This is a genomic window from Saccharicrinis carchari, from assembly GCF_900182605.1.
Classification (GTDB): domain Bacteria; phylum Bacteroidota; class Bacteroidia; order Bacteroidales; family Marinilabiliaceae; genus Saccharicrinis; species Saccharicrinis carchari.
Genome location: NZ_FXTB01000003.1, coordinates 190,746 through 212,133 on the forward strand (window position 1 = coordinate 190,746; position 21,388 = coordinate 212,133).

The 21,388-nt window shown below is 41.0% G+C and carries 18 protein-coding genes; 8 read left to right on the forward strand and 10 right to left on the reverse strand.

Annotated elements, in window-relative coordinates; genetic code table 11:
- Positions 1-6: 6 nt before the first annotated feature.
- Positions 7-3,423, forward strand: a complete 3,417-nt coding sequence (locus FN809_RS07515; RefSeq protein WP_142532888.1) for an efflux RND transporter permease subunit — start codon at positions 7-9, stop codon at positions 3,421-3,423.
- 338 nt (positions 3,424-3,761) lie between these two features.
- Here the strand turns inward: FN809_RS07515 and FN809_RS07520 are convergent, their stop codons facing one another.
- From FN809_RS07520 to FN809_RS07530, 3 genes are all read right to left on the reverse strand, one after another.
- Positions 3,762-4,160: a hypothetical protein gene (locus tag FN809_RS07520; RefSeq protein WP_142532889.1), complete on the reverse strand. Its 399-nt coding sequence runs from the start codon at positions 4,158-4,160 to the stop codon at positions 3,762-3,764.
- A gap of 74 nt (positions 4,161-4,234) precedes the next feature.
- Positions 4,235-5,872, reverse strand: a complete 1,638-nt coding sequence (locus FN809_RS07525) for an AMP-binding protein (protein ID WP_142532890.1) — start codon at positions 5,870-5,872, stop codon at positions 4,235-4,237.
- A 643-nt stretch (positions 5,873-6,515) separates the two neighbouring features.
- A complete protein-coding gene (locus tag FN809_RS07530; RefSeq protein WP_142532891.1) occupies positions 6,516-6,938 on the reverse strand; it encodes an OsmC family protein in 423 nt (140 codons plus the stop codon).
- Between the two features lie 222 nt (positions 6,939-7,160).
- On the opposite strand from FN809_RS07530, the gene FN809_RS07535 reads away from it, so the two are divergent.
- Complete coding sequence (locus FN809_RS07535; RefSeq protein WP_142532892.1) at positions 7,161-7,868, forward strand: Crp/Fnr family transcriptional regulator; 708 nt, start codon at positions 7,161-7,163, stop codon at positions 7,866-7,868.
- Between the two features lie 195 nt (positions 7,869-8,063).
- On the opposite strand, the gene larC is transcribed toward FN809_RS07535, so the two are convergent.
- Positions 8,064-8,879 (reverse strand): nickel insertion protein, encoded by an 816-nt coding sequence (gene larC, locus FN809_RS07540; RefSeq protein ID WP_142532893.1) that lies wholly within the window; start codon positions 8,877-8,879, stop codon positions 8,064-8,066.
- A 123-nt stretch (positions 8,880-9,002) separates the two neighbouring features.
- Positions 9,003-9,734 (reverse strand): 23S rRNA pseudouridine(2604) synthase RluF, encoded by a 732-nt coding sequence (rluF, locus tag FN809_RS07545; RefSeq protein WP_142532894.1) that lies wholly within the window; start codon positions 9,732-9,734, stop codon positions 9,003-9,005.
- Positions 9,735-9,790: 56 nt separating this feature from the next.
- On the opposite strand from rluF, the gene FN809_RS07550 reads away from it, so the two are divergent.
- Positions 9,791-10,123 carry a TraR/DksA family transcriptional regulator gene (locus tag FN809_RS07550; protein WP_142532895.1) on the forward strand — a complete coding sequence of 111 codons (333 nt, stop codon included), beginning with the start codon at positions 9,791-9,793 and terminating at the stop codon, positions 10,121-10,123.
- Between the two features lie 426 nt (positions 10,124-10,549).
- On the opposite strand, the gene FN809_RS07555 is transcribed toward FN809_RS07550, so the two are convergent.
- Entirely contained in the window at positions 10,550-11,272 is a 723-nt protein-coding gene (locus tag FN809_RS07555) for a DsbA family oxidoreductase (RefSeq protein ID WP_221929383.1), read from the reverse strand.
- A 285-nt stretch (positions 11,273-11,557) separates the two neighbouring features.
- Here FN809_RS07555 and FN809_RS07560 point away from each other — a divergent pair, with 285 nt between their 5' ends.
- On the forward strand, positions 11,558-12,865 hold the full coding sequence (locus FN809_RS07560; protein ID WP_142532896.1) for an acetyl-CoA hydrolase/transferase family protein: 1,308 nt from the start codon (positions 11,558-11,560) through the stop codon (positions 12,863-12,865).
- A gap of 81 nt (positions 12,866-12,946) precedes the next feature.
- Here FN809_RS07560 and FN809_RS07565 read toward each other — a convergent pair whose 3' ends face one another.
- Positions 12,947-13,198, reverse strand: a complete 252-nt coding sequence (locus FN809_RS07565) for a hypothetical protein (RefSeq protein ID WP_142532897.1) — start codon at positions 13,196-13,198, stop codon at positions 12,947-12,949.
- 159 nt (positions 13,199-13,357) lie between these two features.
- Positions 13,358-13,855: a gamma-glutamylcyclotransferase family protein gene (locus FN809_RS07570; protein ID WP_142532898.1), complete on the reverse strand. Its 498-nt coding sequence runs from the start codon at positions 13,853-13,855 to the stop codon at positions 13,358-13,360.
- Positions 13,856-14,402: 547 nt separating this feature from the next.
- On the opposite strand from FN809_RS07570, the gene FN809_RS07575 reads away from it, so the two are divergent.
- Positions 14,403-15,863: a sodium:solute symporter gene (locus tag FN809_RS07575; protein WP_142532899.1), complete on the forward strand. Its 1,461-nt coding sequence runs from the start codon at positions 14,403-14,405 to the stop codon at positions 15,861-15,863.
- A 1-nt stretch (position 15,864) separates the two neighbouring features.
- On the opposite strand, the gene FN809_RS07580 is transcribed toward FN809_RS07575, so the two are convergent.
- Entirely contained in the window at positions 15,865-16,662 is a 798-nt protein-coding gene (locus FN809_RS07580; RefSeq protein WP_142532900.1) for an ion transporter, read from the reverse strand.
- An 89-nt stretch (positions 16,663-16,751) separates the two neighbouring features.
- Between FN809_RS07580 and lpcA the strand changes: the two genes are divergently transcribed.
- The 3 genes from lpcA to FN809_RS07595 all read left to right on the forward strand — a co-directional run bounded on the left by lpcA (position 16,752) and on the right by FN809_RS07595 (position 19,555).
- Positions 16,752-17,330 carry a D-sedoheptulose 7-phosphate isomerase gene (gene lpcA, locus FN809_RS07585; protein ID WP_142532901.1) on the forward strand — a complete coding sequence of 193 codons (579 nt, stop codon included), beginning with the start codon at positions 16,752-16,754 and terminating at the stop codon, positions 17,328-17,330.
- Positions 17,331-17,492: 162 nt separating this feature from the next.
- Positions 17,493-18,104, forward strand: a complete 612-nt coding sequence (locus FN809_RS07590) for a hypothetical protein (RefSeq protein ID WP_142532902.1) — start codon at positions 17,493-17,495, stop codon at positions 18,102-18,104.
- An 8-nt stretch (positions 18,105-18,112) separates the two neighbouring features.
- Positions 18,113-19,555 carry a DUF5723 family protein gene (locus FN809_RS07595; protein ID WP_142532903.1) on the forward strand — a complete coding sequence of 481 codons (1,443 nt, stop codon included), beginning with the start codon at positions 18,113-18,115 and terminating at the stop codon, positions 19,553-19,555.
- A gap of 104 nt (positions 19,556-19,659) precedes the next feature.
- On the opposite strand, the gene FN809_RS07600 is transcribed toward FN809_RS07595, so the two are convergent.
- Positions 19,660-20,985, reverse strand: a complete 1,326-nt coding sequence (locus FN809_RS07600) for a cyclic 2,3-diphosphoglycerate synthase (protein WP_142532904.1) — start codon at positions 20,983-20,985, stop codon at positions 19,660-19,662.
- Between the last annotated feature and the right edge of the window lie 403 nt (positions 20,986-21,388).

The window sequence follows — 21,388 nt, forward strand, 5'->3', positions numbered from 1 at the left end:
ACTTTTATGTCCAACGAAAACGAAAAAGTGGCAAAGGTTGAAGAAAGGGAATACCGGAAATTTAAACCCACGTTTGTTGCTTTAAAAAATAAAAACACCATATATCTCCTTACTTTCTTTCTGTTTGTGGCGGGTATCTTATCCTACCAGAGCATGGATCGCGAGCTTTTCCCCGAAATAGTGGTGCCTTTTATTATGGTGCGCACCCTGCATCCGGGTAACAGCCCTGCCGACATGGAGAACCTTATCACCCGTCCTATCGAGAAGGAACTAAAGGGGCTCAATGGGGTTAAAAAAATGTCTTCTTCATCGTATCAGGATTACAGTTTAATTGCCATTGAATTTGAAACTGATGTGGAGGTAAAGCAGGCCTTGCAAGATGTTAAGGATCAGGTGGACAAAGCCAAATCTGAGCTCCCCGACGATTTGGATCAGGAACCCATTGTGGATGATGTGGATTTTAATGAGTTCCCCATTCTCAATATCAACCTTTCGGGCGATTACTCTATCTATGAACTTAAAAAGTTTGCCGAGGACTTGCAGGATGAGTTTGAAGCACTACGCTCGGTACGAGAGGCCGACATTATTGGGGTAGATGAACGAGAGATACAGATAAATGTGGATCCTTTTCGTTTGGAGGCCATGGATCTTACTTTTTACGATGTAGAGCAAGCCCTGATTGCCGAAAACATAAACATAGGCGCCGGGGAGCTACGCGTAGATGGTACCCGCCGATCCATCACCACCCAGGCCGATTACAAAACCATGGAGGAGATTGAGAATACTATTGTAAGCGCCAAGGATGGCCATATCAGATATTTGAAAGACGTGGCCGAAGTGGTAGATGGCTTTGAGGAAAAAACCTCAATCTCGGTATTGAACCGTCAGCCTGTGGTTAAATTATCCATTGTAAAACGTAGTGGCGAAAACCTGTTGGAAGCTACCGATGAGATATATAAAATTATAGAACAAAAGCAGGCCGACGGCTTATTGCCAAAAGACATTAAGATTGTAATTACCGACGACCAAAGTACCAGCATAAAAGAGCAGATTAGTAATCTGGAAAACAGCATTATAATGGGTATGCTGCTGGTAATTCTGGTGCTTTATATTTTTATGGGGATACGAAACGCCATGTTTTCGGGTCTGGCTATTCCCATGTCGATGTTTATTTCCTTTTGGCTGCTATCGCAATTTGGCTACACCATCAATACCATGATATTGTTTGGCTTGCTGCTGGCACTGGGTATGCTGGTTGATAATGCCATTGTGGTGGTCGAAAACGTGTATCGGCTGCACGAGGGAGGCATGAGTAAGATGGAGGCGGTAAAACGAGGGGTGAGTGAAATTGCCATCCCCATCATTTCCTCTACTGCAACTACTTTAGCGGCCTTTGTACCGCTACTGTTCTGGCCCGGTATTGTGGGCGACTTTATGGGTTATTTACCCATCACCCTTATCATTGTTCTGGCTTCGTCGCTATTTGTGGCACTGGTATTGAATCCGGTTTTTGCAGCTGCTTTTATGAAAGTGGAGAATATCCGTGCCCAGGGGAACCGCAAACGTACACTCACTTTTTTGGGGGCAATGGCTTTTATCGGCGTGTTATGCTATTTATTTGGGAATATACTTTGGGGTAACCTCTTGTTTATCCCATTTCTTATTACCCTTATTAATATTTTCGCCGTAAAACCTTTTGCCATCTGGTTTCAGGAAAAAGGTATTCCTTTTATGGAAACACAATATGAGCGTACTTTACGCAAGGCGCTGGGCAATAATACTTCCGTGATGCTGCTCGTTTTGTCGGTTCTTTTGTTTGTGATGTCCATCGTATTTTTTGGAGCCAGCAACCCCAATGTCATCTTTTTCCCGGAGAATGAACCCAAAACAATTTACGTAACCGCCGAACTACCCTTAGGTACCGATTTGGAGGTAACAGACTCGATAACGCATAAAGTAGAGGATAAAATTTACGATACCATCGATAAGTATGAGAATATTATTAAATCGGTGGGCATAACCATAGGTGCAGGTAAAGGTGGTATGTTCGAGGGCGACAGATCGCCCAACAAATCGCTTACCACTATTACGTTTGTTGAATATATCGACCGAGATGGCGTGAGTACGGCCCAGGTAATGAAGGAAATAACGGATTCGTTTGTGGGCTTTGTGGGAGCTAAAATTTTTGTAGAAAAGGAGGATAACGGACCTCCGGTAGGCAAGCCTATCAATATTGAAGTGTCGGGTAACGATTTTGAAAGGCTGATTGCCACTGTGCAGGATATGGTGCGCGTGATAAATGAGGACAGGATTCCCGGCATTGAGGAGTTGCAAATGGACATCAACCCCAACAAACCCGAAATGGTGTTACAAATAGACCGCGAAAAAGCTCGTCGCTTTGGCTTATCTACCCAAATGATTGCAGGAACGATACGCACAGCCGTTTTTGGCAGCAATGTGGATAAATACAAAGAAAAAGAAGATGAGTATGAGATAATGGTGCGCCTGGATAAAAAATACCGCAACAGCACCTCGCAGCTTCTTAATCTGAAATTAAGAATAGAGCACGACGGAATACCCTATTATGTGCCTATTTCGTCGGTGGCCGATTACAAATATTCCTCAACCTACGAGCAAATAAACCGCATCGATAATTCCAGAGTTATAACGGTTTATTCTAATGTTAATGCAGGTTACAATGCCAATGCGATAAACGCACGTATAAAAGAACTGCTGGCCGATTATACAATGCCCGCCGGATATAAATGGAAAATGACCGGAGAGCAAGAACAACAAAACGAAACATCCGACTTTTTGATGGGTGCCCTGTTGCTGGCCATCGCACTTATTTCGATGATACTGATAACGCAATTTAACTCTGCCGTAAAGCCTTTGATTATTCTTGGAACAGTACTGCTGAGCACCATAGGTGTGTTTTTAGGGCTGGGTGTTTTTAGGATGGACTTTGTAATACTAATGACGGGCGTGGGCATTGTATCCCTGGCCGGTATTGTGGTAAATAACGGCATTGTGCTTATTGATTATATCGATATTATCCGTAAGCAAAAGAGGGCGGAATTGGGGCTTGGCGAGAATGGCAGGCTATCCTTGCAGGATGAGGTGGAGTGTATTATTTTAGGGGGTAAAACCAGATTGCGACCGGTGTTGCTCACGGCCATTACCACCGTGCTCGGACTGATACCCCTGGCGATAGGTTTTAACTTCGATTTTTATGGCCTGCTAACCGATTTAAACCCACATATTTATTTTGGCGGCGATAACGCTGATTTTTGGTCGCCCATGTCGTGGACTGTAATCTTTGGATTGACCACCTCAACGGTTCTGACACTTATTATGTCGCCCGTTATGTTTTTAGTGGCTGTGCGGGCACGAAACAAGTTTATAAAAGAAAGTAAAGCGTAGTTTGAATTAAAGAAGAATAAAAAAGCCCGGACGCGAGATGCATTACTCGTCCGGGCTTTTTTTATATATACTTTATAAGCTGTTGTACCCTGGCATTCTTTTCAATGTTATTATCTAAAATGAGAATCATATAAGCCACAAATATCATAAAGTGCTCCTTATTAGCAAGTTATTCAAGGCTTAGTGATTAGAGCATTTTAAGCCGTTGTGGTATCAAATCCCTCACTTCATTAATAAAGAACATATGTGTAGTTCAGTCAATTGTGCGCTTACTTAATAAACACAGCATAGCGTTAAAACTAAATTTATTATTCAGCCCTGCCAAACTACCCAAAACACTAATCTTGATTCTCTTTTAGAATCACTTCTTTAGCAATTTTAAAACCTATTCCAGCAAATATCAGTATTATACCAAAAGTCAGATAATCCCAATCGCCTTTTAAATTCATTAACGCTTTATTTCCACTATTTCTGGTGATTTGAGACAATATGATTTGTAATATATTCGCAATTACAAATCCAAAGCCAGATAGGTAAAATAACTTATTTAAAATACTCAACAAATCAACTATTTTGGGGTCTTTGCTAATGTTTTCCTTATTAAGGAATTTGTCACGAAAGAAATTTAATAACAAGATGAATCCATAAAATAAGATAACTGCAAAAACAATTTTGATGAAAATTCCTGTGTACCCACCCCAAAAGTCAGCATTTAAATTGAATGATTGTTTGTCCATAATTTTAAAAATAATTATTGAATATAAATGTCTGTTGAATTAGTGTCTTTATTTTTACAGTATCGTTCATATACCTACTTAAGGTACTTGTACTTTTTAATGCTCTTTTTAGGCGTTTTTTCGAATTCCTCGGGGAAAACTGTTACTTTAGAAAGGTTCATGTATGCAGGCAGTTGGGCGTTTACGATGGTCTTTAGCCCTTCGATAAGGTCTGTTATTTCTATTTCGCTTAAATTTTCGGCGTCGGCACGTTCGTAATCCGGATATACCAGGGCTTCCAGTTTGCCATCGCCCATGTCGCGCACCAGGCTTTCTTGCACATATTCCGTATTGTTAAGATGGGCTTCAATTTCTTCGGGATAAATATTCTGACCGGATGCACTCAGAATCATGTTTTTGCGGCGGCCTTTTATATAAATAAAATTTTCGCGGTCAATTACACCCAAATCGCCTGTATGCAGCCATCCGTCGGCATCAAATACAGCATCGGTAGCTTCTTTATTTTTGTAGTAGCCCAACATGGTTTTGGTGCCTTTAACCAATATCTCGCCTACCACATTGTAGGGGTCTTCGGAATCAATTTTCACTTCCATGCGATCTACCAATCTACCTGCCGAACGCAATTGGGTGGTCGCAGGTGGCTCGTAGCTTATCAGCGGGCCACACTCCGTCATACCGTATCCAATGGTAAAGGGGAAACCAATTTTGCGTAAAAAATCCTCTACGTCTTTGTTAAGGGCCGCACCACCTATCACTATCTGCTGAAACTCGCCCCCGAAAACTTCGGTGAGTTGTTTTTTCACCTTTTGATACACCACCTGGTTTAAGATGGGTATTTTACTCAATGTTTTAACCGGGTTCTTCTCCAGAACAGGCAAAATACGTTTCTTAAATATTTTTTCGAGGATGAGCGGAACCGACAGTATTAAATGCGGACGTATAGCCTGAAAGGCTTCCGTTATAATTTGGGGCGAAGGGGTACGGCTCAGAAAAGTAATATGGCATCCTACCGTAAAAGGCCATAAAAACTCAAAAAGACAACCGTAGGCATGAGCCAGGGGCAAAAAGGAAACGATTCGGTTGCCCGGTTTCAACTCTAAATGTTCCCGGGCATAGCGTACGTTGGACCATATGCTGCGATGTGGCAACATCACTCCTTTCGAAAAACCCGAAGTGCCGGAGGTATAGGACAATACCATCAAGCTGTCTTTATCCACCTGAGCAAACTTAATCTGTTCTACCGTAAAATTGTCGGCGACTTTTATGGAGGCAATAACTTTTTCTAAATTCAGTTTGCAACTTACCAGGGGTTTAAAATCGTCGATGCTCACAATGCCTTTTATAGCAGGCATTTTACTTTCGTCAACCATACTAAAAATACGGTCGGTACTAAAAAGCAACCTGGATTCGGAATGGCAAACGATATGGTGTATCTCGTTACTGCCAAAATCGGGCAAAATGGGCACGATAACCGCACCGTACGAAACGGTGGCTAAATAGGTAATAGCAAAGTTACTTAAGTTTCGGCCTATCAGGGCAACCTTGTCGCCTTTTTTTATGTCGCACTTTTTAAGTAGCTCGTGAATCCAGAATATCCTTTCGCCAACTTGATGATAAGTATATGTTTGACCCTTATAATCGCTAAAGGACGATTGGTTTTCGTGTGTTTTTAGGGCATGCTCAATCATGCCGATGAATCCGTTGTTATCCATAAGTTTAAATTTTACAGGCGGATTTGGTATGGTAAAAAAACAATTTCAGCCGCGCAAGATAGTACTTTTTTTATTATCGCTTTTTGGATTTGCTTTATACCGCAATTCCTTTGGCTATACTCAAGTACAAAAAAATAATCTTGAGTTACTCTCATTGTTCAATCAACATCATTTTACTGTCCGTATGTTAACCTCCAATGTTCAATATTACTTCGTCGGGTATCGCTTCGTCGCGCACTGTCTGCCAAAAAAATTTACGGATGCTCTTTGGAACAGATAAAGGCTGCTCGTCCTACTCGTCTGCTTTATCGGCCTGTTAGCACAAAACAAGGGTTATTGTAAACTTGCGGTTAATTCCTGCTCTTATTTCGGATACTTATTGCAGTAAAAGTGTTTGTGTTACAACTACAAATGCTGTAATACATATCCTTGCAGACTTTAAAAAAGTGGTTAAAGTTGTGCTCCTTGGTGTTTTACTAGTTAGCTGAACTAGCTACAACCACAAAATCAGCTTCGATAAAATTTAAAAGGTTATTAAAATCGCGGTATCTTGGCTCTCCTGTCCCGTCATTATAACGAAAAGGAAACCCTCCTAAGCTTTCCGAAGAAGAGGAGCTATAGATAGCAAAATATAAATAAAAGGCTATTTCTGCTCATTTATCTTTATCTCAAAGCTAACCGGAATTGCCATTTTGTAGAGGGCCGACACACCACAATATTGTTCTTCGGAAAGCTGAACCGCCCTTTTAAGCTTTTCCATGGGTAGCTTTTTTCCTTTAAAGTGGTAAATTATCTTCATCGAATCGTAATATTTGGGGTGTTCTTCTCTCATATTGGCCTCTACGGATATATTAAGGCTATCGTATTCCACCCTCATTTTATTTAAAATATTAACCACATCTATACCTGTGCATCCTGCCAATGCAACAAGCATCAGTGGTTTTGGGCGAATGCCGGAGTCATCCCCTCCGTTTTCTTTGCCGGCATCTATGGTGATGTCATGCCCATTTACTTTTCCTTTAAAGCTTATGTTCTTTATCCACTCTAAATTGATTGTTGTTTTCATATCTCACTATAATTATTGATTTATATTTGGTTTCGATGTGATGGAAGAACCTGCCAATAATACTTTCTTTATGGAAGAGGATACGCACAACGCCTGCCCCGACTTTTCGGAGCTTCGTTTCATATTCCTTAATTATTTAGACTGATGATTTTAACAAATAAACATCTTTATTTATATCTTTGGTGTGTAATTTAACAAATAAACACCAAAAAAATGTAAGGAATGAAGAATGTTCAAAGTGTTCCATACAACGAGCCTGTCAATCTTCGTGATTTTAAGATATTTAAAGGTCTTTCGGACGAGGAGTTAGAAATGGTGGATCAGTCGATGATTAGCACCGTGCATAAACGGGGCAGTACCATTTACCACGAAGGGAGCCGCATAAACGGTACCTTTTTGATTGTTGACGGTGTTTTAAAAATTTTTAAAACGGGTTTCGATGGTAAAGAACAGATTATACGATTTGCCAAGCGAGGCGACCTGATAGGTTTCCGATCCGTAATCAGCGATGAGTTGGCTTGCAGCACCAGCAAGGTTATTCAAGATACGGTGATTTGTTATTTCCCGGGCGAAGTGCTTGGTTCGCTGCTGAAATCGAACCCGATCTTTTCGATGGCATTGATGAAGCTCACTTGCAAAGAACTGGGCGAATCGAATAAGTTTTTAACCGATATAGCCCAAAAAACAGTACGCGAAAGATTGGCCGAAGTATTGTTGCTTCTTATGGATACTTTTGAGCTGGATCAGGATCATACTTTACAAATTTCGTTAACCCGCGAAGAGCTGGCCAATATGGTAGGAACGGCTACAGAATCTGTAATTCGTCTGTTGTCGGAGTTTAAAAATGATAAAATGATAGAATTAAACGGCAGAAAAATTAAACTGCTTAACATACCTAAACTGATAAAAATAGGAAACGTTTATGTATGATTTAGGTTACATAAGTAGCAAGTACAAAGTAGCAAGCACAAAGTATCTTATCCGGTCGACTGTGTAAATGCAGGTGCATGTTTACTAAGGGAAAGGTTTCTATGCGGAGCAATATTCTTCCAAAAATACGACAGAGTTGCCCGATAGCTTACTACAAAATTTAAATGGAGGCTGCCCGATGAAAGGCAGCTTTTTTTATTTATTTAAATACAAACGCAAGGGGGGGATATCCAAATCTTTTCCTCCCCGCGCAGTTCCGTAATGCAACGGATTTTGCACATCAATATTTTGATTTAGGCTGGAGCCAAGGGCAGCCAAAATAGCCGAACCGGTTGGTGTGCATAGCTCAACATCCAACGGGCCCATTGAATGGGCGATGGCATATTTATCTATAATTATTTTTGTGGCCGGTGCCGGTACCGTCATTTCGCCATGGGAAAACCGGATTGTGCCTCCTCCGAGCGAAACCGGTTCCAATAGTGCAGCTACAGTAGGTGCCTGCAACAATTGCAAGCCCATAGCTGCCCCCATTATGTCAATTAAAATATCCTGGGCTTCGTGCAACCATGCCTCCTCCTCCTTATCTTGAGAAGGAAGATGATTATGATGACTCTTATGATGGTGATGCGTATCCTTGTGACCATGGCCATGATGATGGTCGCTTAAAAAAGAATTTTCGGCATGGGCTTGTTTTTCGGCAGAAATTAATATTTCCAATACTTCAGTTGCGAAATGGGCATAAATGCCGGATATTTTTAAATCACTGCACAATTGTTTTAAAAGCACACGGGCTTTTGATGCGGCCAGATGGCCGTGATTGTGCTTTATATTCATGATTAAGCGGGTTGCTCCATCCCGGGTTTTTTGCGTGCTGATGGTAGATTGTCCAATTTTATTAGCGGCCTGTAGCATCGCACGCAGCATCTTTTGTTCATGGGCTCCCATTGAAATCAATGCGGCTGCAAACATATCGCCGGCAACACCTCCCTTGGGATTTAATAGTAATTGCATATTTGAATAAGTTGTTAACTTACGTGAATATAGAAAAAATGATTTAACGAGCAGCAGCCCGCCATTCAATTAACAGTAATCAGTAGGCCGATAGTAAAATCGGCTACACCAATCGCAGCGTTTTTACTGATGTGTTTTACCAGAATCTGACACCAAACGATTTATCTCGTTCATTTCTTTTTGGCTTAGGTAGCGCCATTTTCCGATGGGTACATCCAGTTGAATATTCATAATGCGCACACGTTTAAGTTTCTTTACCCTGTAACCCAGATATTCGCTCATTCGCCTAATCTGGCGGTTGAGGCCTTGGGTGAGGATGATCCTAAACTCAAACTGACTTATACCTTCTACCAGGCATTTGTGGGTAATGGTGCCCAGGATAGGGAGGCCATTGCCCATTTTATGTATAAAATCGTCGCTTATGGGTTTGTTAACCCGCACGATATACTCTTTTTCGTGATTGTTGCGTGCACGTAATATTTTATTGACAATATCGCCATCGCTGGTTAAAAAGATCAAACCTTCGCTCGGTTTGTCCAATCGGCCAATGGGGAAAATGCGCTTGGGATAATTGATGTAATCAATAATGTTATTTTTTTCTCGACGTGTATCAGTGGTACAAACAATACCCACTGGTTTGTTGAAGGCCAGATAAACGTGCTTTTCCCTGGGCTCTGAAATGAGTTGGCCTTTTACACGCACCGTATCACCATACGCGATTTTGGTTCCCATCTCGGGCACCTTTCCGTTTATGGTTACTAACCCCGCCTCAATCAGTTTGTCAGCTTCCCTGCGCGAACAATAGCCCACTTCGCTAAGGTATTTATTTATACGGACCGATTCCTTATTTACCATATTGTTTACGTATTTTGTAATCCGGATACAAAAATAACAAAACCAGATTCATTCAAATGAAAATAGACAAGGAGGAAATAAAACAACTCATCGAAAAACAGCTAAGCATTGTGGAGCGAAAGATGTACAGCTTAAAAGAGCTGACCGGAGCCATTGCTCCCGACGATGCCATTGGCAGGGTAAGCCGGATGGATGCGATTAACAATAAAAGCGTAAACGAAGCTGCGCTTAGGCAAAGCGAAGCAAAGCTTAAAAAACTGCATTATGCACTGGATCACCTCAACGACGCTGATTTTGGTTTGTGCATTGATTGTAAAGCACCCATACCCCCCGGGCGATTGGTGCTTATGCCCGAAAGTAGAAAGTGCGTACGCTGCGCACAGAAATAACAAGGCACCATGTTATGCTAAATTATTAACTACGCCGAAGGTTATTTCCTAAGTCATTTTTGTTTTCGGTAACAACGGCGTTTTTCATCCCGTAAGAATATAGCGGGCCGGCTGTCGATTTTTAATTCACGTATATTTTTTTCAAACATTAAAGTTCAGCACCGTATGGCTTAATCCCGAAAAAAAACGAGGTGCTGAGCTTTATTCTTATTTTCTATGTTTTAACGATATGCTTTTACAGTCCATTATCCCTTTACCCGACAATGAAAAAGATATTATATAATGGGGTTTTATTTTTAAAAAGCATCATATAGCCATTTTGTTGTGGCTATACATATGCTTATCTAATCCTATGATTGCGCTGTTTTACAAAAGCTACGGTAAAAACGAACCCTTTAACTGCTTTGCAGTTTGGTTTACTATTTTTTAGTCACAGTTACCATCCATGGAGCAACTTTCGCCATTAGTAACTTCGAAGTTAGACGGACTAGTGGCTTGTTGATCTTCGTTATAAGCCTTGGTTAGTATGTCGGTAAAGGTTTGGCTGTCATAGCTGCCCGATACAACATACTTACGGTTAACCAGAAAATGTGGAATCATCCTGATGTCTAATTCTTTTGCTTCCTGTATGTCTGCCTTTACATCAGCCAAATAGCTTTGCTTATCTAACGCGGTCTTGAACTCATCAGTACTTAAGCCCAGTTCGGTAACCAGTTGTAAAAGAGTGGAAGTGTTATCTATATTTTTACCATCAATAAAATAGGAGCGGAAGAGGAGTTCCTCTGCCTCGCTCTGCAGACTGTGCTTTTTAGCAAAATGGGCGAATTGATGGGCCTTTAAGGTGTTGGCCGGAATTACTTTATCCATGTTATAATGCAATCCTACCGTGGTTGCCTTTTTTACGGCACCCGTATTCATTTCTGCAGCTTCCTCTATGCTTACCCCTTTACGTTTGGCCATATACGCGTTCAGGCTTAATGTTTCATCGGTTTGTAGATTGGGATTGAGCTGAAAGCTCTTCCATACAACCTGTACTTTATCCTTATGGGCAAATTGTTCCAGACCCGCTTCAAACTTCTTTTTGCCAATGTAACAGAAGGGACACATAACATCTGTCCATATCTCAACCTTTATCTTATTGTTATTCATAGCTAATCTTTTTCCTTATATAATACGATATTTTTTGCCCACCGGCACTATACGAACAACAGCCATTAGGGTGATATGTTTTATAGATTTCTCAAGAGAGTAAGTTAAAAATAAATTTCTTCTCCTAATTAAATAATATTCAAAGCTTAAGCTGTGGTTGAAATATTTTAATAAGTGATCTGTATATGTTGTACAATAGGAAAGTGAAGTCTAACAATATCATTAAAAAGTTATACTTTTGCGCTTAAATTTTAATTAAAGAAAAATATCTCTAAATAAAATAACATGCAGTATAAAAGTGTAAGTGCCGAAGAAGCTGTAAAAGTAATTAAGTCGGGCGATAGGGTACACCTCAGTAGTGTAGCCGTAACACCGCACAAATTAATTAAGGCCATGGTAAACCGCGGTCGAAACAAAGAGTTTTACGATGTGAAAATTCAACATATCCACATCGAGAACAAAGTAGATTTTGCCGACCCTGAGTTTGAAGGCATATTTGTTTCGGAGCAGTTTTTTGTTGGTGGCAATTTGCGCAAGCAAACGCAAGCCGGATATGCCGATTATATTCCTGCTTTTTTGAGCGAGACACAGAAACTGATTCGCGAAGGCTATTTAAAAGTCAATGTAGCTTTGGTAATGGTATCTAAACCCGATAAGCATGGTTTTGTGTCCTTGGGAACTTCAGTTGACGCCACCAAAGCGGCCATTGAATGTGCTGATGTAGTTATTGCCCTGGTTAACTCTAATGTGCCACGTGCATGGGGCGATGCTATTTTTCACATGAACGAAATTGATTATTTTGTTGAGGACGATAGTCCACTTTATGTCCACGAAATGGGCGAACTTACCGAAACAGATATCGCCATTGGTAAAAATGTAGCCGAACTTATTGAGGATGGCGCGTGTTTGCAGATGGGAATTGGTGGTATACCCAATGCTGTTTTGGCTCAGTTGGGTAACCATAAGGACTTGGGTGTGCACACAGAAATGTTTGCCGACGGTATATTACCCTTGGTAGAATCAGGTGTTGTAACCGGAAAACGCAAGCAGATAGATCAAGGTAAGATGGTGGCTTCCTTTTTAATGGGCTCCAAGAAGCTTTATGATTTTATCGACGACAACCCTATGGTGGCCATGATGGACGTTAAGCATACCAACAGTGTGAATATTATCCGACAGAATGATAAAGTAACTGCCATAAACTCTGCATTGGCTATCGATATTACCGGGCAAGTTTGCGCCGATTCTATTGGAACCACACATTACTCCGGAGTAGGTGGACAGATTGACTTTATACGTGGAGCCGGTTATTCAAAGGGTGGTCTGCCCATTATTGCCATGCCTTCGGTAACCGCAAAGGGTCTATCAAAAATATCGCCCACCTTATTGCCCGGTTCAGGTGTTGTAACTACTCGTGCCAACATGCATTGGTTTGTTACAGAGTTTGGCGCCGTTAACCTTTACGGAAAAACAATGCAAGAAAGAGCAAAGCAGATTATATCTGTTGCCCACCCTGATCACCAGGAAGAGCTGGACAAAGCAGCCTTTGAGCGTTTTGGCCCTCATTATCGCTTTGTTAACAAGAACGTATAGTAGATAATACAATGCAATAATAAAGGCCGTCCAGTTATGGGCGGCCTTTTTTGAATATTTTCATCCCAAAGGCTACATCTCTCACAAAGGTTTGAGATCATCCAGATCGGGAGAGGCATGGACAACCGTAGAATAATTGATGAAGCCTTTTGATTTAACTTTTTTAAAAATGGCAATTCCGCTGCCAATAGCCAAGGCTACCAATACAATAAAAACAGATATTCCCCAAAAATTGGGCAGTTCGTTATAAACCAGCAATCCAATAATAAGGGCAAGCAAAAGTGGGCAGAGGCTGTAAAAAATGCCGGCCGCTATTCTAAATGCTTTTCTCATGATAGAAGTATTTAGTGGGTTAATAAAATAAGCAAAATAACAAACTCCCTATCACATAGTACTACAACCGGAACCTGAACAACAATTTACGTATTTCACCAAAATAAACCTAATCGGGTCTGGTGTAAAAATCACCCACTTGATAAATAGATGAATCGTTCAGATTAGATTTTTTTCCCTTCTCTGCTCATCCCTATCAACATCACAGCCAACAGCCTCAATGGCTTTTAGGTATTCAGTAGGCAGGTTGTTTTCTTTGGCGCCCTTGAGCACGTAACGATGGTACCAGCAATAAGGTTTCAGATGGGCTTTTATCCTGTTTTTACTAGCCACATACACCCATGCCGTGGTTTGTAATCCTTCCCTAAGCCAAACGGTAACTTGTTTTTCGTTGTAGGCGGAGCCCAACTCCTCATGGCCGTCCAAAATTATTTTATCTGCTTTGCTTATACCGATAAGGGTTCCCCAAACTACATCTTCGGTATGGTCCGTTTGGTAAGCATCGGCTTTGCCCGAGCCGTCGGTGCTTTGCATATGGAATTTTAATGCATGTCCGTTAATATAACCCACACCCATAAGGTGAACACTGGGGCATCGGGCTTTTATACGGCTCAAAAGCAGGTTGGAGCCGTAGCAAAATACATATATCGTAGTCATGGAATCTTAAATAAAATGTTGCGTTAATTTTAGGGGTATTTATTACTTAGTAAGGGGCAGCGTGTATAGCCATGGTTAAAGGTGCTACCTGGCATTATTTTCATTGCTTTAATAATCATCATCAAAAGTAGTACTATCAACGCAACAAAAGTAAGTGATGTGTGCCTACTTTTTGCTCTCGGGATTGTATTTTTCAATCTTTATAAAGGCCCGTAATTTTTGGATAATTATTCAGGCTTAGGATAATACCCATTTTTCGATACAATCAGCAAAAAAGCAGTGCGAAAAAAAGATATTATCATTAATATTGTTCACTTCTGCACTTTAAGCCATACTTAAGATGCGTTAAAATGATAGCTATGAAATAAAAATTGCAGAGATAGGCTGTGGTGTTTTTTTATCGGATTGTAAAAATGTGCTTTCGGTGCATTGTTATAATTTAGACCGAAGGTTTGTGGAGGCAGAGCATAACTCGTTACAAGCTATGTCCTTTTTTTTATCTTTGTCCTAACACTTAAAAGTTTCTTATTTTGTAACTCCATATTTTATGACCCCATTATTCACCGGACTGCTGGTAGCCCTGTATTTTATTATCTTAATGGTTATTTCGTATGTAACCGGACGTAAATCCGATAACGAAGATTTTTTTGTGGGAGGCAGGCAGTCGCCCTGGTACATCGTTTCAATTGGGATGATAGGTGCCAGTCTGTCGGGGGTAACATTTATATCGGTACCGGGGTGGGTTAATGCCACGCAGTTTAGTTACCTGCAAATGGTGGCAGGATACTTTTTGGGCTATCTCACCATTGCCCACGTGCTGCTTCCGGTCTACTATCGTTTAAACCTCACTTCTATATACTCGTATTTGCAAGGTCGCTTTGGCAACAACAGCTATAAAACCGGAGCCTGGCTATTCCTGATTTCGCGTACCATTGGGGCATCGGCCCGCCTATATCTTATGGCCAATGTGTTGCAGATTAGCTTATTTAATGCACTGGGTATTCCCTTTGCCATTACGGTATTTATCACCATCGCACTTATTTGGCTCTACACTTTCAGAGGAGGTATAAAAACCATTATCTGGACAGATACTTTGCAGACCGTATTTATGCTCACCTCGGTTATAATTACCATGGTGTACATTGCCAAATCAATGGATTTGTCGGCAGTAGGTGTGATTGACCTAATAGGTAAAAGTGAACTTTCAAAGGTATTTGTTTTTAACGATTGGAGCTCGAAACAACACTTTGTAAAGCAGTTTTTTAGCGGCGCCTTTATTACCATAGTAATGACGGGTTTAGATCAGGATATGATGCAAAAAAACCTATCGTGTAAAAACCTGAAAGAGGCCCAAAAAAATATGAAATGGTATGGTTTTGCCTTCGTGCCTACTAATGTTTTGTTTTTATCCTTGGGGGTGTTGTTGTATACTTTTGCCAGTCAACAAGGTATGGCCTTGCCCGAGCGTTCCGACGACTTGTTTCCCATGATAGTTAATAGTGGAGCCCTGCCTGCAGTAGTAGGTGTTTTTTTTATCATAGGTTTGGTGGCAGCGGCCTACAGCAGCGCCGATTCAGCACTCACCTCGCTTACTACCTCTTTTGCCGTAGACATATTAGGTACTTCGCGCAAAGGACGCACCTTATCCCGGAAAACACGCATAATCGTACACCTTACGTTTTCAATTTTGCTGATGGTGGTTATTATCCTGTTCAGGGTATTTAAAGCCGACAGCATTATCAGTACCATATTTACTCTGGCAGGATACACCTATGGCCCCCTCCTGGGTTTGTATGCATTTGGACTTTTCTTAAAAATTAAGCTGCGCGATAGTCTTGTACCGGTAATAGCTTTAATAGCCCCTGTGGTAACCGGCATATTAGATTTTAACGCTTTAAACTGGTTTGGTTTTGAGCTGGGTTTCGAGAAGTTGATGTTAAACGGGGCACTCACTTTTGTGGGTTTGTTGCTTATTGCAAAGCCTCTGAAAAACGGAGTAAATCGCTAAGCTAACCCAATTTCTTCCCACAATATTTACAAAACACAGCATCCTTATCATGCCCTTTTTTTCCACAAAAGGAGCACGCCGGATGGATTATTTCAGCGCAGGGCTTTCGACCAAGTTCCACGGTAACAATGCCGGTGGGCACCGCTATTATAGCATAACCCATTATCATTACAATGCTGGCCAGGGTTTGACCCAGGGCGGTTACCGGGGCAATGTCGCCATAACCTACCGTGGTTAAGGTTACTACCGACCAGTATATACTTATGGGGATGCTGGTAAAGCCACTTTCCTGATTGGATTCTATAATGTACATCATCGTGCCCATTATAATAATCAGTACCACAACGGTAAAAATAAAAACTCCAATTTTTTTTCTACTGGCCACAAGTGCCCTCCAAAGCTGCGATCCTTCATCCATGTAGCGGGTAAGCTTTAATATCCTGAATATGCGGAGCAATCGGAGCGCGCGCAATACCACCAACATGTGTGTTCCGGAAAAAGCAAGACCTAAAAAAGAAGGGATAATAGCCAACAGGTCGATGATGCCGAGTGCACTGAAAATATAGCGCCATGGCTTACGTACAATCCAAATGCGAACTATATACTCAACAAGAAATATGGATGTAACCACCCACTCCAGCACGTTTAAACGATAATAAAAAACATCTGATTTATCAGGAAGACTTTCCAGCATAACGATGGTAATACTGAAAATAATTAAAACAATCAAAATCAAATCAAAGGCTTTACCCGGCTTTGTGTCTGCCCCAAATATAATCACAAATAATTTTTCGCGCATAATTCAATTAGATGGATAAAACGATTGGTTAGAAATATATGATATAAGAACAAAATCACTTTGTATATTTGTCAAAAATAGCAACAATAATGAGTATAAACAGCATAAAGCAGAATTTTAACGATGCACAACGTTTGTTAGCGGCCTTTATCGACGACCAAAACAATTGGATTCAGATGGAGGCGGGTGGTAAGCTGATGGTGGATTGTTTAAAAAATGGGGGTAAAATTATTTCATGCGGAAATGGGGGATCCATGAGTGATGCCATGCACTTTGCCGAAGAGCTAAGCGGTCGTTTCCGCGACGATAGAAAAGGTCTGGCAGCTATTGCTATCTCCGACCCGACCCACATCACCTGTGTGGGTAACGATTATGGATTTGATTATATTTTTTCGAGATACGTTCAGGCTGTAGGCAAACCCGGCGATGTTTTATTGGCCATAAGCACAAGTGGTAACTCTGCCAACGTGTTAAAAGCAGCGCAGGAAGCACAGGGCAACGGAATCAAGGTGATTGCATTGACCGGCAAAAGCGGAGGCAAATTAAAGGACCATTGCGATGTAGAGATAAGAATCCCACACTACGAGTATTCTGATCGTATTCAGGAACTGCATATTCAAATAATTCACTCATTAATTCAATATATCGAATTGGAATATTTTAAATGATTTTTTCGTTGATTTGATATACTTTTTTATCATTTTGTTTGTTGTGTACATAGTAAACTTCCGTTACTGTGAATTAAATTCCGGAATAGTAACGGAAAGGTATGCATCGTTTTTCCTTGCTTGTAATAATTACCTGTTACATTAGCATCTAACTACAAACAAATGATTAATAAACATATACAACTCATAGGAGCCATTTGCATTATGCTGGTTACAGCGGCTTGTTTAAAAGAGGATATCAGTAAAATATCGCATCATTACCAGTGGAAGCCTACCTTATCTTTGCCCTTAAAATCGATTACATTTAACGCTGAAAATTATAATGGCTCAACTCCTATTCTGGATACGATGAGTACACCCGTTTTTAGTGAAAGTGTTGAATTTATATTCCCCGAAATATACACAACAAGCGAATATGTGGACAGCATGATGTTACGCTTGGAGATTAAAAATAATTTTCCGGCCCGTATTAAAGTATATGCTTACTTTATGAACCAGGAGGGCAGCATAATTGAAAGTATCCTAACTGACTCCATACCAAAACCTGCTATCAGCGCGGATGGTTTTGTTACTCAAGCAGAAAAACTGCTTTACGATAAAACATTCTCTAAAGAAGATATACCTGCCCTGGAGCAAACCACAAGCATATTGCTAAGAGTACTGATAAAGGATTTGGAATACAGACCCGAGGTATTGGATAAGCTGAATGAGGGAAGTATTGATGTTACCATTGGCTTACGCTCAGCGGTAAATGTACCTATTGACGAAATTTAAACGACCCGATGAGAAAGATATTTCTACTCCTTCTAACCATTTGGTTCTCATCGCACTTAAAAGGGCAACAAAACAATACCTTGTTTTTGATGCACGACCTCCCGCAGGCAAATATTGTAAATCCGGCAGTAGCTATTGACTGTAAGTTGTTTATTGGGATTCCAGGCGTGGGATCTACTCACGTAAATGGGTATTCAACCGCATTTTCACACAACGATTTATTAGTGCCCGCCAATGGAGATTCCTTACGTTACGAATTAAACGGTGCTTTAAACAAATTTGGTAACAATGAAATGGTGGCCACACAAACGCACCTTTCGCTTTTATCGGTAGGCTATAAAACCGGTCGTAATTATTTCACTTTTGGCCTTAACGAAAAGGTGCATTCGCATACTATTTTAAATAAAAACGCCGCTTTACTGGTGCATGGTGGCAATAGCCAGTTCGAAGGTCGGAACATTAAAATGAATGGCACACGACCCAATGCAATGCACTACCGCGAGTATGCATTGGGGATGGCCAGGCAGATAGACGAAAGAGTGCGCATTGGATTCAGAGTTAAACTTTTGTTTGGCAAGGCAAATATTTATACCAAGTCCATTGACATGAGTCTGTATACCGACCCCATTACCTTTAATACCTTTGTAAGTGGTTCGGGCAATGCTTACACGTCGCTTCCGGTAGATGTGCTTATTGCACCCGATGGAACATTGGATCGGATGGACTGGCAAGAGAATATTACCGCACGTAATTATTTAATGAACACAAAAAATATGGGCATAGGTACCGACTTTGGCTTTATTTATCAGCTAAACGAAAAAACCACTTTATCCGGAAGCTTGCTCGACATAGGTTTTATCAATTGGAAAAACGATGCCTATCGTTTAAGTGTAAATGGCTCCATGGATATTACTGCACAAGCCATTGAAGATGGTTTAAGCAACCTGGGCGATGTAACAGATTCACTTAAAAATGTGTTTATGCCCCAAATTGAAAACCAGAGCTACCTCTCGCCATTAGTGCCTGCTTTGTATCTGGGCTTGTCGCGCAGAGCAAACGAATGGTTAAATGTAGGTGCTGTTTTTCATTCCGAAGTGTACCGCAACCGTATTCATCCCTCCTTAACTTTTTCGGGCAATGCAGTACTTACCCGGAATATTTATGGTAGCGTATCCTACACCCTGCAAAATGGTGAATTGAATAATCTGGGCGCCGGAATAGGAGCAAAATTTGGCATACTCCATCTTCATGCCATCAGCGACAATGTACCTGCTTTTTTTGATTTGGGATCTGCCCAAAGCGTTAATTTACGATTTGGTGTGAGCCTGTTGTTTGGGTGTGGACGCGAAAAAAAGAAAAAAATAAGCGATGACAATGGCATCAGGGCTTTACCTTGTTTTACCGATCCTTATAAATCAAAGGCTGGCAGGCAACGGAAAAAAAGGCGATAAGCCGTACTTTGCTATAATCCGGCGTAACAAACCACTTGAAAACACAGCTATTCACAACTCAACTGGAATAATATAAGATTAGAGCCAGCTCACTATTTTTCACTTTACAGCTTAGTCAAAAAATTATCTAAGATATCGGCTAAATCGGGTTTGCCAATTTCTTGCAGGCTGTAATGCACACGGGTATGCGGCTTTTCAATGTTCAGTACCCGCCCTAAATCGATGGGTGTGGCAATAACTACTCCGTCGCACGGGGTATTGGCAATGGTAGCTTCTAAGTCCTTTATTTGCTGTCGGCTATAACCCATGGCGGGCAATACTTGTCCTGTGTCCGGATATTTTAGGTAGGTATCTTTTATGCTACCAACGGCATACTCCCTTGGATCAACCAACTCGGCAGCACCAAATTTTTGGCAGGCAATAACACCTGCACCTATTTTCATTTCGCCGTGGGTAAGGCTTGGACCATCTTCCACAACCAATATGCTTTTATCTGTAATAATATCCGGATTGTCTACCTCAATGGGCGATGCGGCATCCACGATACTTGCATTGGGGTTGATTTGCATAATGTTTTTGCGTAGTTGATGGATGTCACGGGCATTGGCACTATCCATTTTATTAATAATTACCACATCCGACATGCGCACGTTCACCTCACTGGGGTAATAAGTCAATTCATGTCCCACCCTATGCGGATCGGCCACTGTAATCATTAAGTCGGGACGGTAAAAAGGCATGTCGTTATTTCCACCATCCCAAACAATTATATCACAACCATTATCGTCATCTTCGGCTGCGCGCAAAATATCGTGGTAATCTATTCCGGAGTAAATCACGTTACCGTTTACGATATGTGGTTCGTATTCCTCCATCTCTTCAATGGTGCATTGGTGTGTGCTAAGATCGGCCAAAGTAGAGAACCGCTGTACAATTTGCTTTTTTAAATTTCCGTAGGGCATAGGATGGCGGATAGCCACCACTTTTTTACCCTGGTGCATCAGGTAATCGATAACTTTGCGCGATGTTTGGCTTTTGCCGCATCCTGTGCGGGTAGCACAAACGGCAATAATGGGTTTTAGGCTTTTTAGCATGCTGTTGTTGGGGCCTAAAATCCTAAAATCGGCTCCGGCAGCCTGAACAACGGAAGCCAGGCTCATCATATGCTGGTAGGATATGTCGCTATACGAAAAAACGCACACATCTACGTTCAGTTTTTTAATCAAATAAGGTAAATCTGCTTGCTCCTTGATGGGTATACCATATGGATATTGCCTGCCGGTTAACTCAATGGGATAGATACGATTTTCGATATGGGGGATTTGCGTAGCCGTAAATGCCACCACCTTATAATCGGGGTTGTTTTTAAAATACACATTAAAGTTATGGAAATCGCGCCCGGCGGCACCCAAAATAATTACGTTTTTCATATACTCATTATAAATATTTGTCCTTTACTAGTATTCCCTGGAACTCGCCAAAAATCACCTCCCCTCCCGCTTTGGCGAGACAGGTAGTGTGTGTGTGAAAACTTTCATGGCTTGCCTCGTCCCTTCGGGAGCTCGTTTTACGTGTTTTAGTTTAGTATTAAGATATGAGCATCATCTATACCCACCGCTGCAACAGAAAAAGATATCCAATTGGGAATAGCCCATTTTTGCTATTCCGGATTAAATTCTGATTCCCCGAAACATTTTATCATCCGCTTGTTACTTTATATCTTATACCGATTTTAACAATTAAAGTTAGCCTTAACGATTAAATAAATTCATAAAAACAGGAATAAAGTTCACATTAGTCCCCGCTTAGCCAAAGTTAAGCTTTTAATGGCAT

Excerpts from the sequence above, each read along its gene's own strand:
- FN809_RS07535 (WP_142532892.1), top strand. The coding sequence starts at position 7,161 with ATGAAGAATGTTCAAAGTGTTCCATACAACGAGCCTGTCAATCTTCGT.
- FN809_RS07565 (WP_142532897.1), bottom strand. The coding sequence starts at position 13,198 with ATGAGAAAAGCATTTAGAATAGCGGCCGGCATTTTTTACAGCCTCTGC.
- FN809_RS07555 (WP_221929383.1), bottom strand. The coding sequence starts at position 11,272 with ATGAATAACAATAAGATAAAGGTTGAGATATGGACAGATGTTATGTGT.
- FN809_RS07570 (WP_142532898.1), bottom strand. The coding sequence starts at position 13,855 with ATGACTACGATATATGTATTTTGCTACGGCTCCAACCTGCTTTTGAGC.
- FN809_RS07600 (WP_142532904.1), bottom strand. The coding sequence starts at position 20,985 with ATGAAAAACGTAATTATTTTGGGTGCCGCCGGGCGCGATTTCCATAAC.
- lpcA (WP_142532901.1), top strand. The coding sequence starts at position 16,752 with ATGAGTATAAACAGCATAAAGCAGAATTTTAACGATGCACAACGTTTG.
- FN809_RS07590 (WP_142532902.1), top strand. The coding sequence starts at position 17,493 with ATGATTAATAAACATATACAACTCATAGGAGCCATTTGCATTATGCTG.
- FN809_RS07520 (WP_142532889.1), bottom strand. The coding sequence starts at position 4,160 with ATGGACAAACAATCATTCAATTTAAATGCTGACTTTTGGGGTGGGTAC.
- FN809_RS07525 (WP_142532890.1), bottom strand. The coding sequence starts at position 5,872 with ATGGATAACAACGGATTCATCGGCATGATTGAGCATGCCCTAAAAACA.
- larC (WP_142532893.1), bottom strand. The coding sequence starts at position 8,879 with ATGCAATTACTATTAAATCCCAAGGGAGGTGTTGCCGGCGATATGTTT.
- rluF (WP_142532894.1), bottom strand. The coding sequence starts at position 9,734 with ATGGTAAATAAGGAATCGGTCCGTATAAATAAATACCTTAGCGAAGTG.
- FN809_RS07530 (WP_142532891.1), bottom strand. The coding sequence starts at position 6,938 with ATGAAAACAACAATCAATTTAGAGTGGATAAAGAACATAAGCTTTAAA.
- FN809_RS07575 (WP_142532899.1), top strand. The coding sequence starts at position 14,403 with ATGACCCCATTATTCACCGGACTGCTGGTAGCCCTGTATTTTATTATC.
- FN809_RS07580 (WP_142532900.1), bottom strand. The coding sequence starts at position 16,662 with ATGCGCGAAAAATTATTTGTGATTATATTTGGGGCAGACACAAAGCCG.
- FN809_RS07560 (WP_142532896.1), top strand. The coding sequence starts at position 11,558 with ATGCAGTATAAAAGTGTAAGTGCCGAAGAAGCTGTAAAAGTAATTAAG.
- FN809_RS07515 (WP_142532888.1), top strand. The coding sequence starts at position 7 with ATGTCCAACGAAAACGAAAAAGTGGCAAAGGTTGAAGAAAGGGAATAC.
- FN809_RS07595 (WP_142532903.1), top strand. The coding sequence starts at position 18,113 with ATGAGAAAGATATTTCTACTCCTTCTAACCATTTGGTTCTCATCGCAC.
- FN809_RS07550 (WP_142532895.1), top strand. The coding sequence starts at position 9,791 with ATGAAAATAGACAAGGAGGAAATAAAACAACTCATCGAAAAACAGCTA.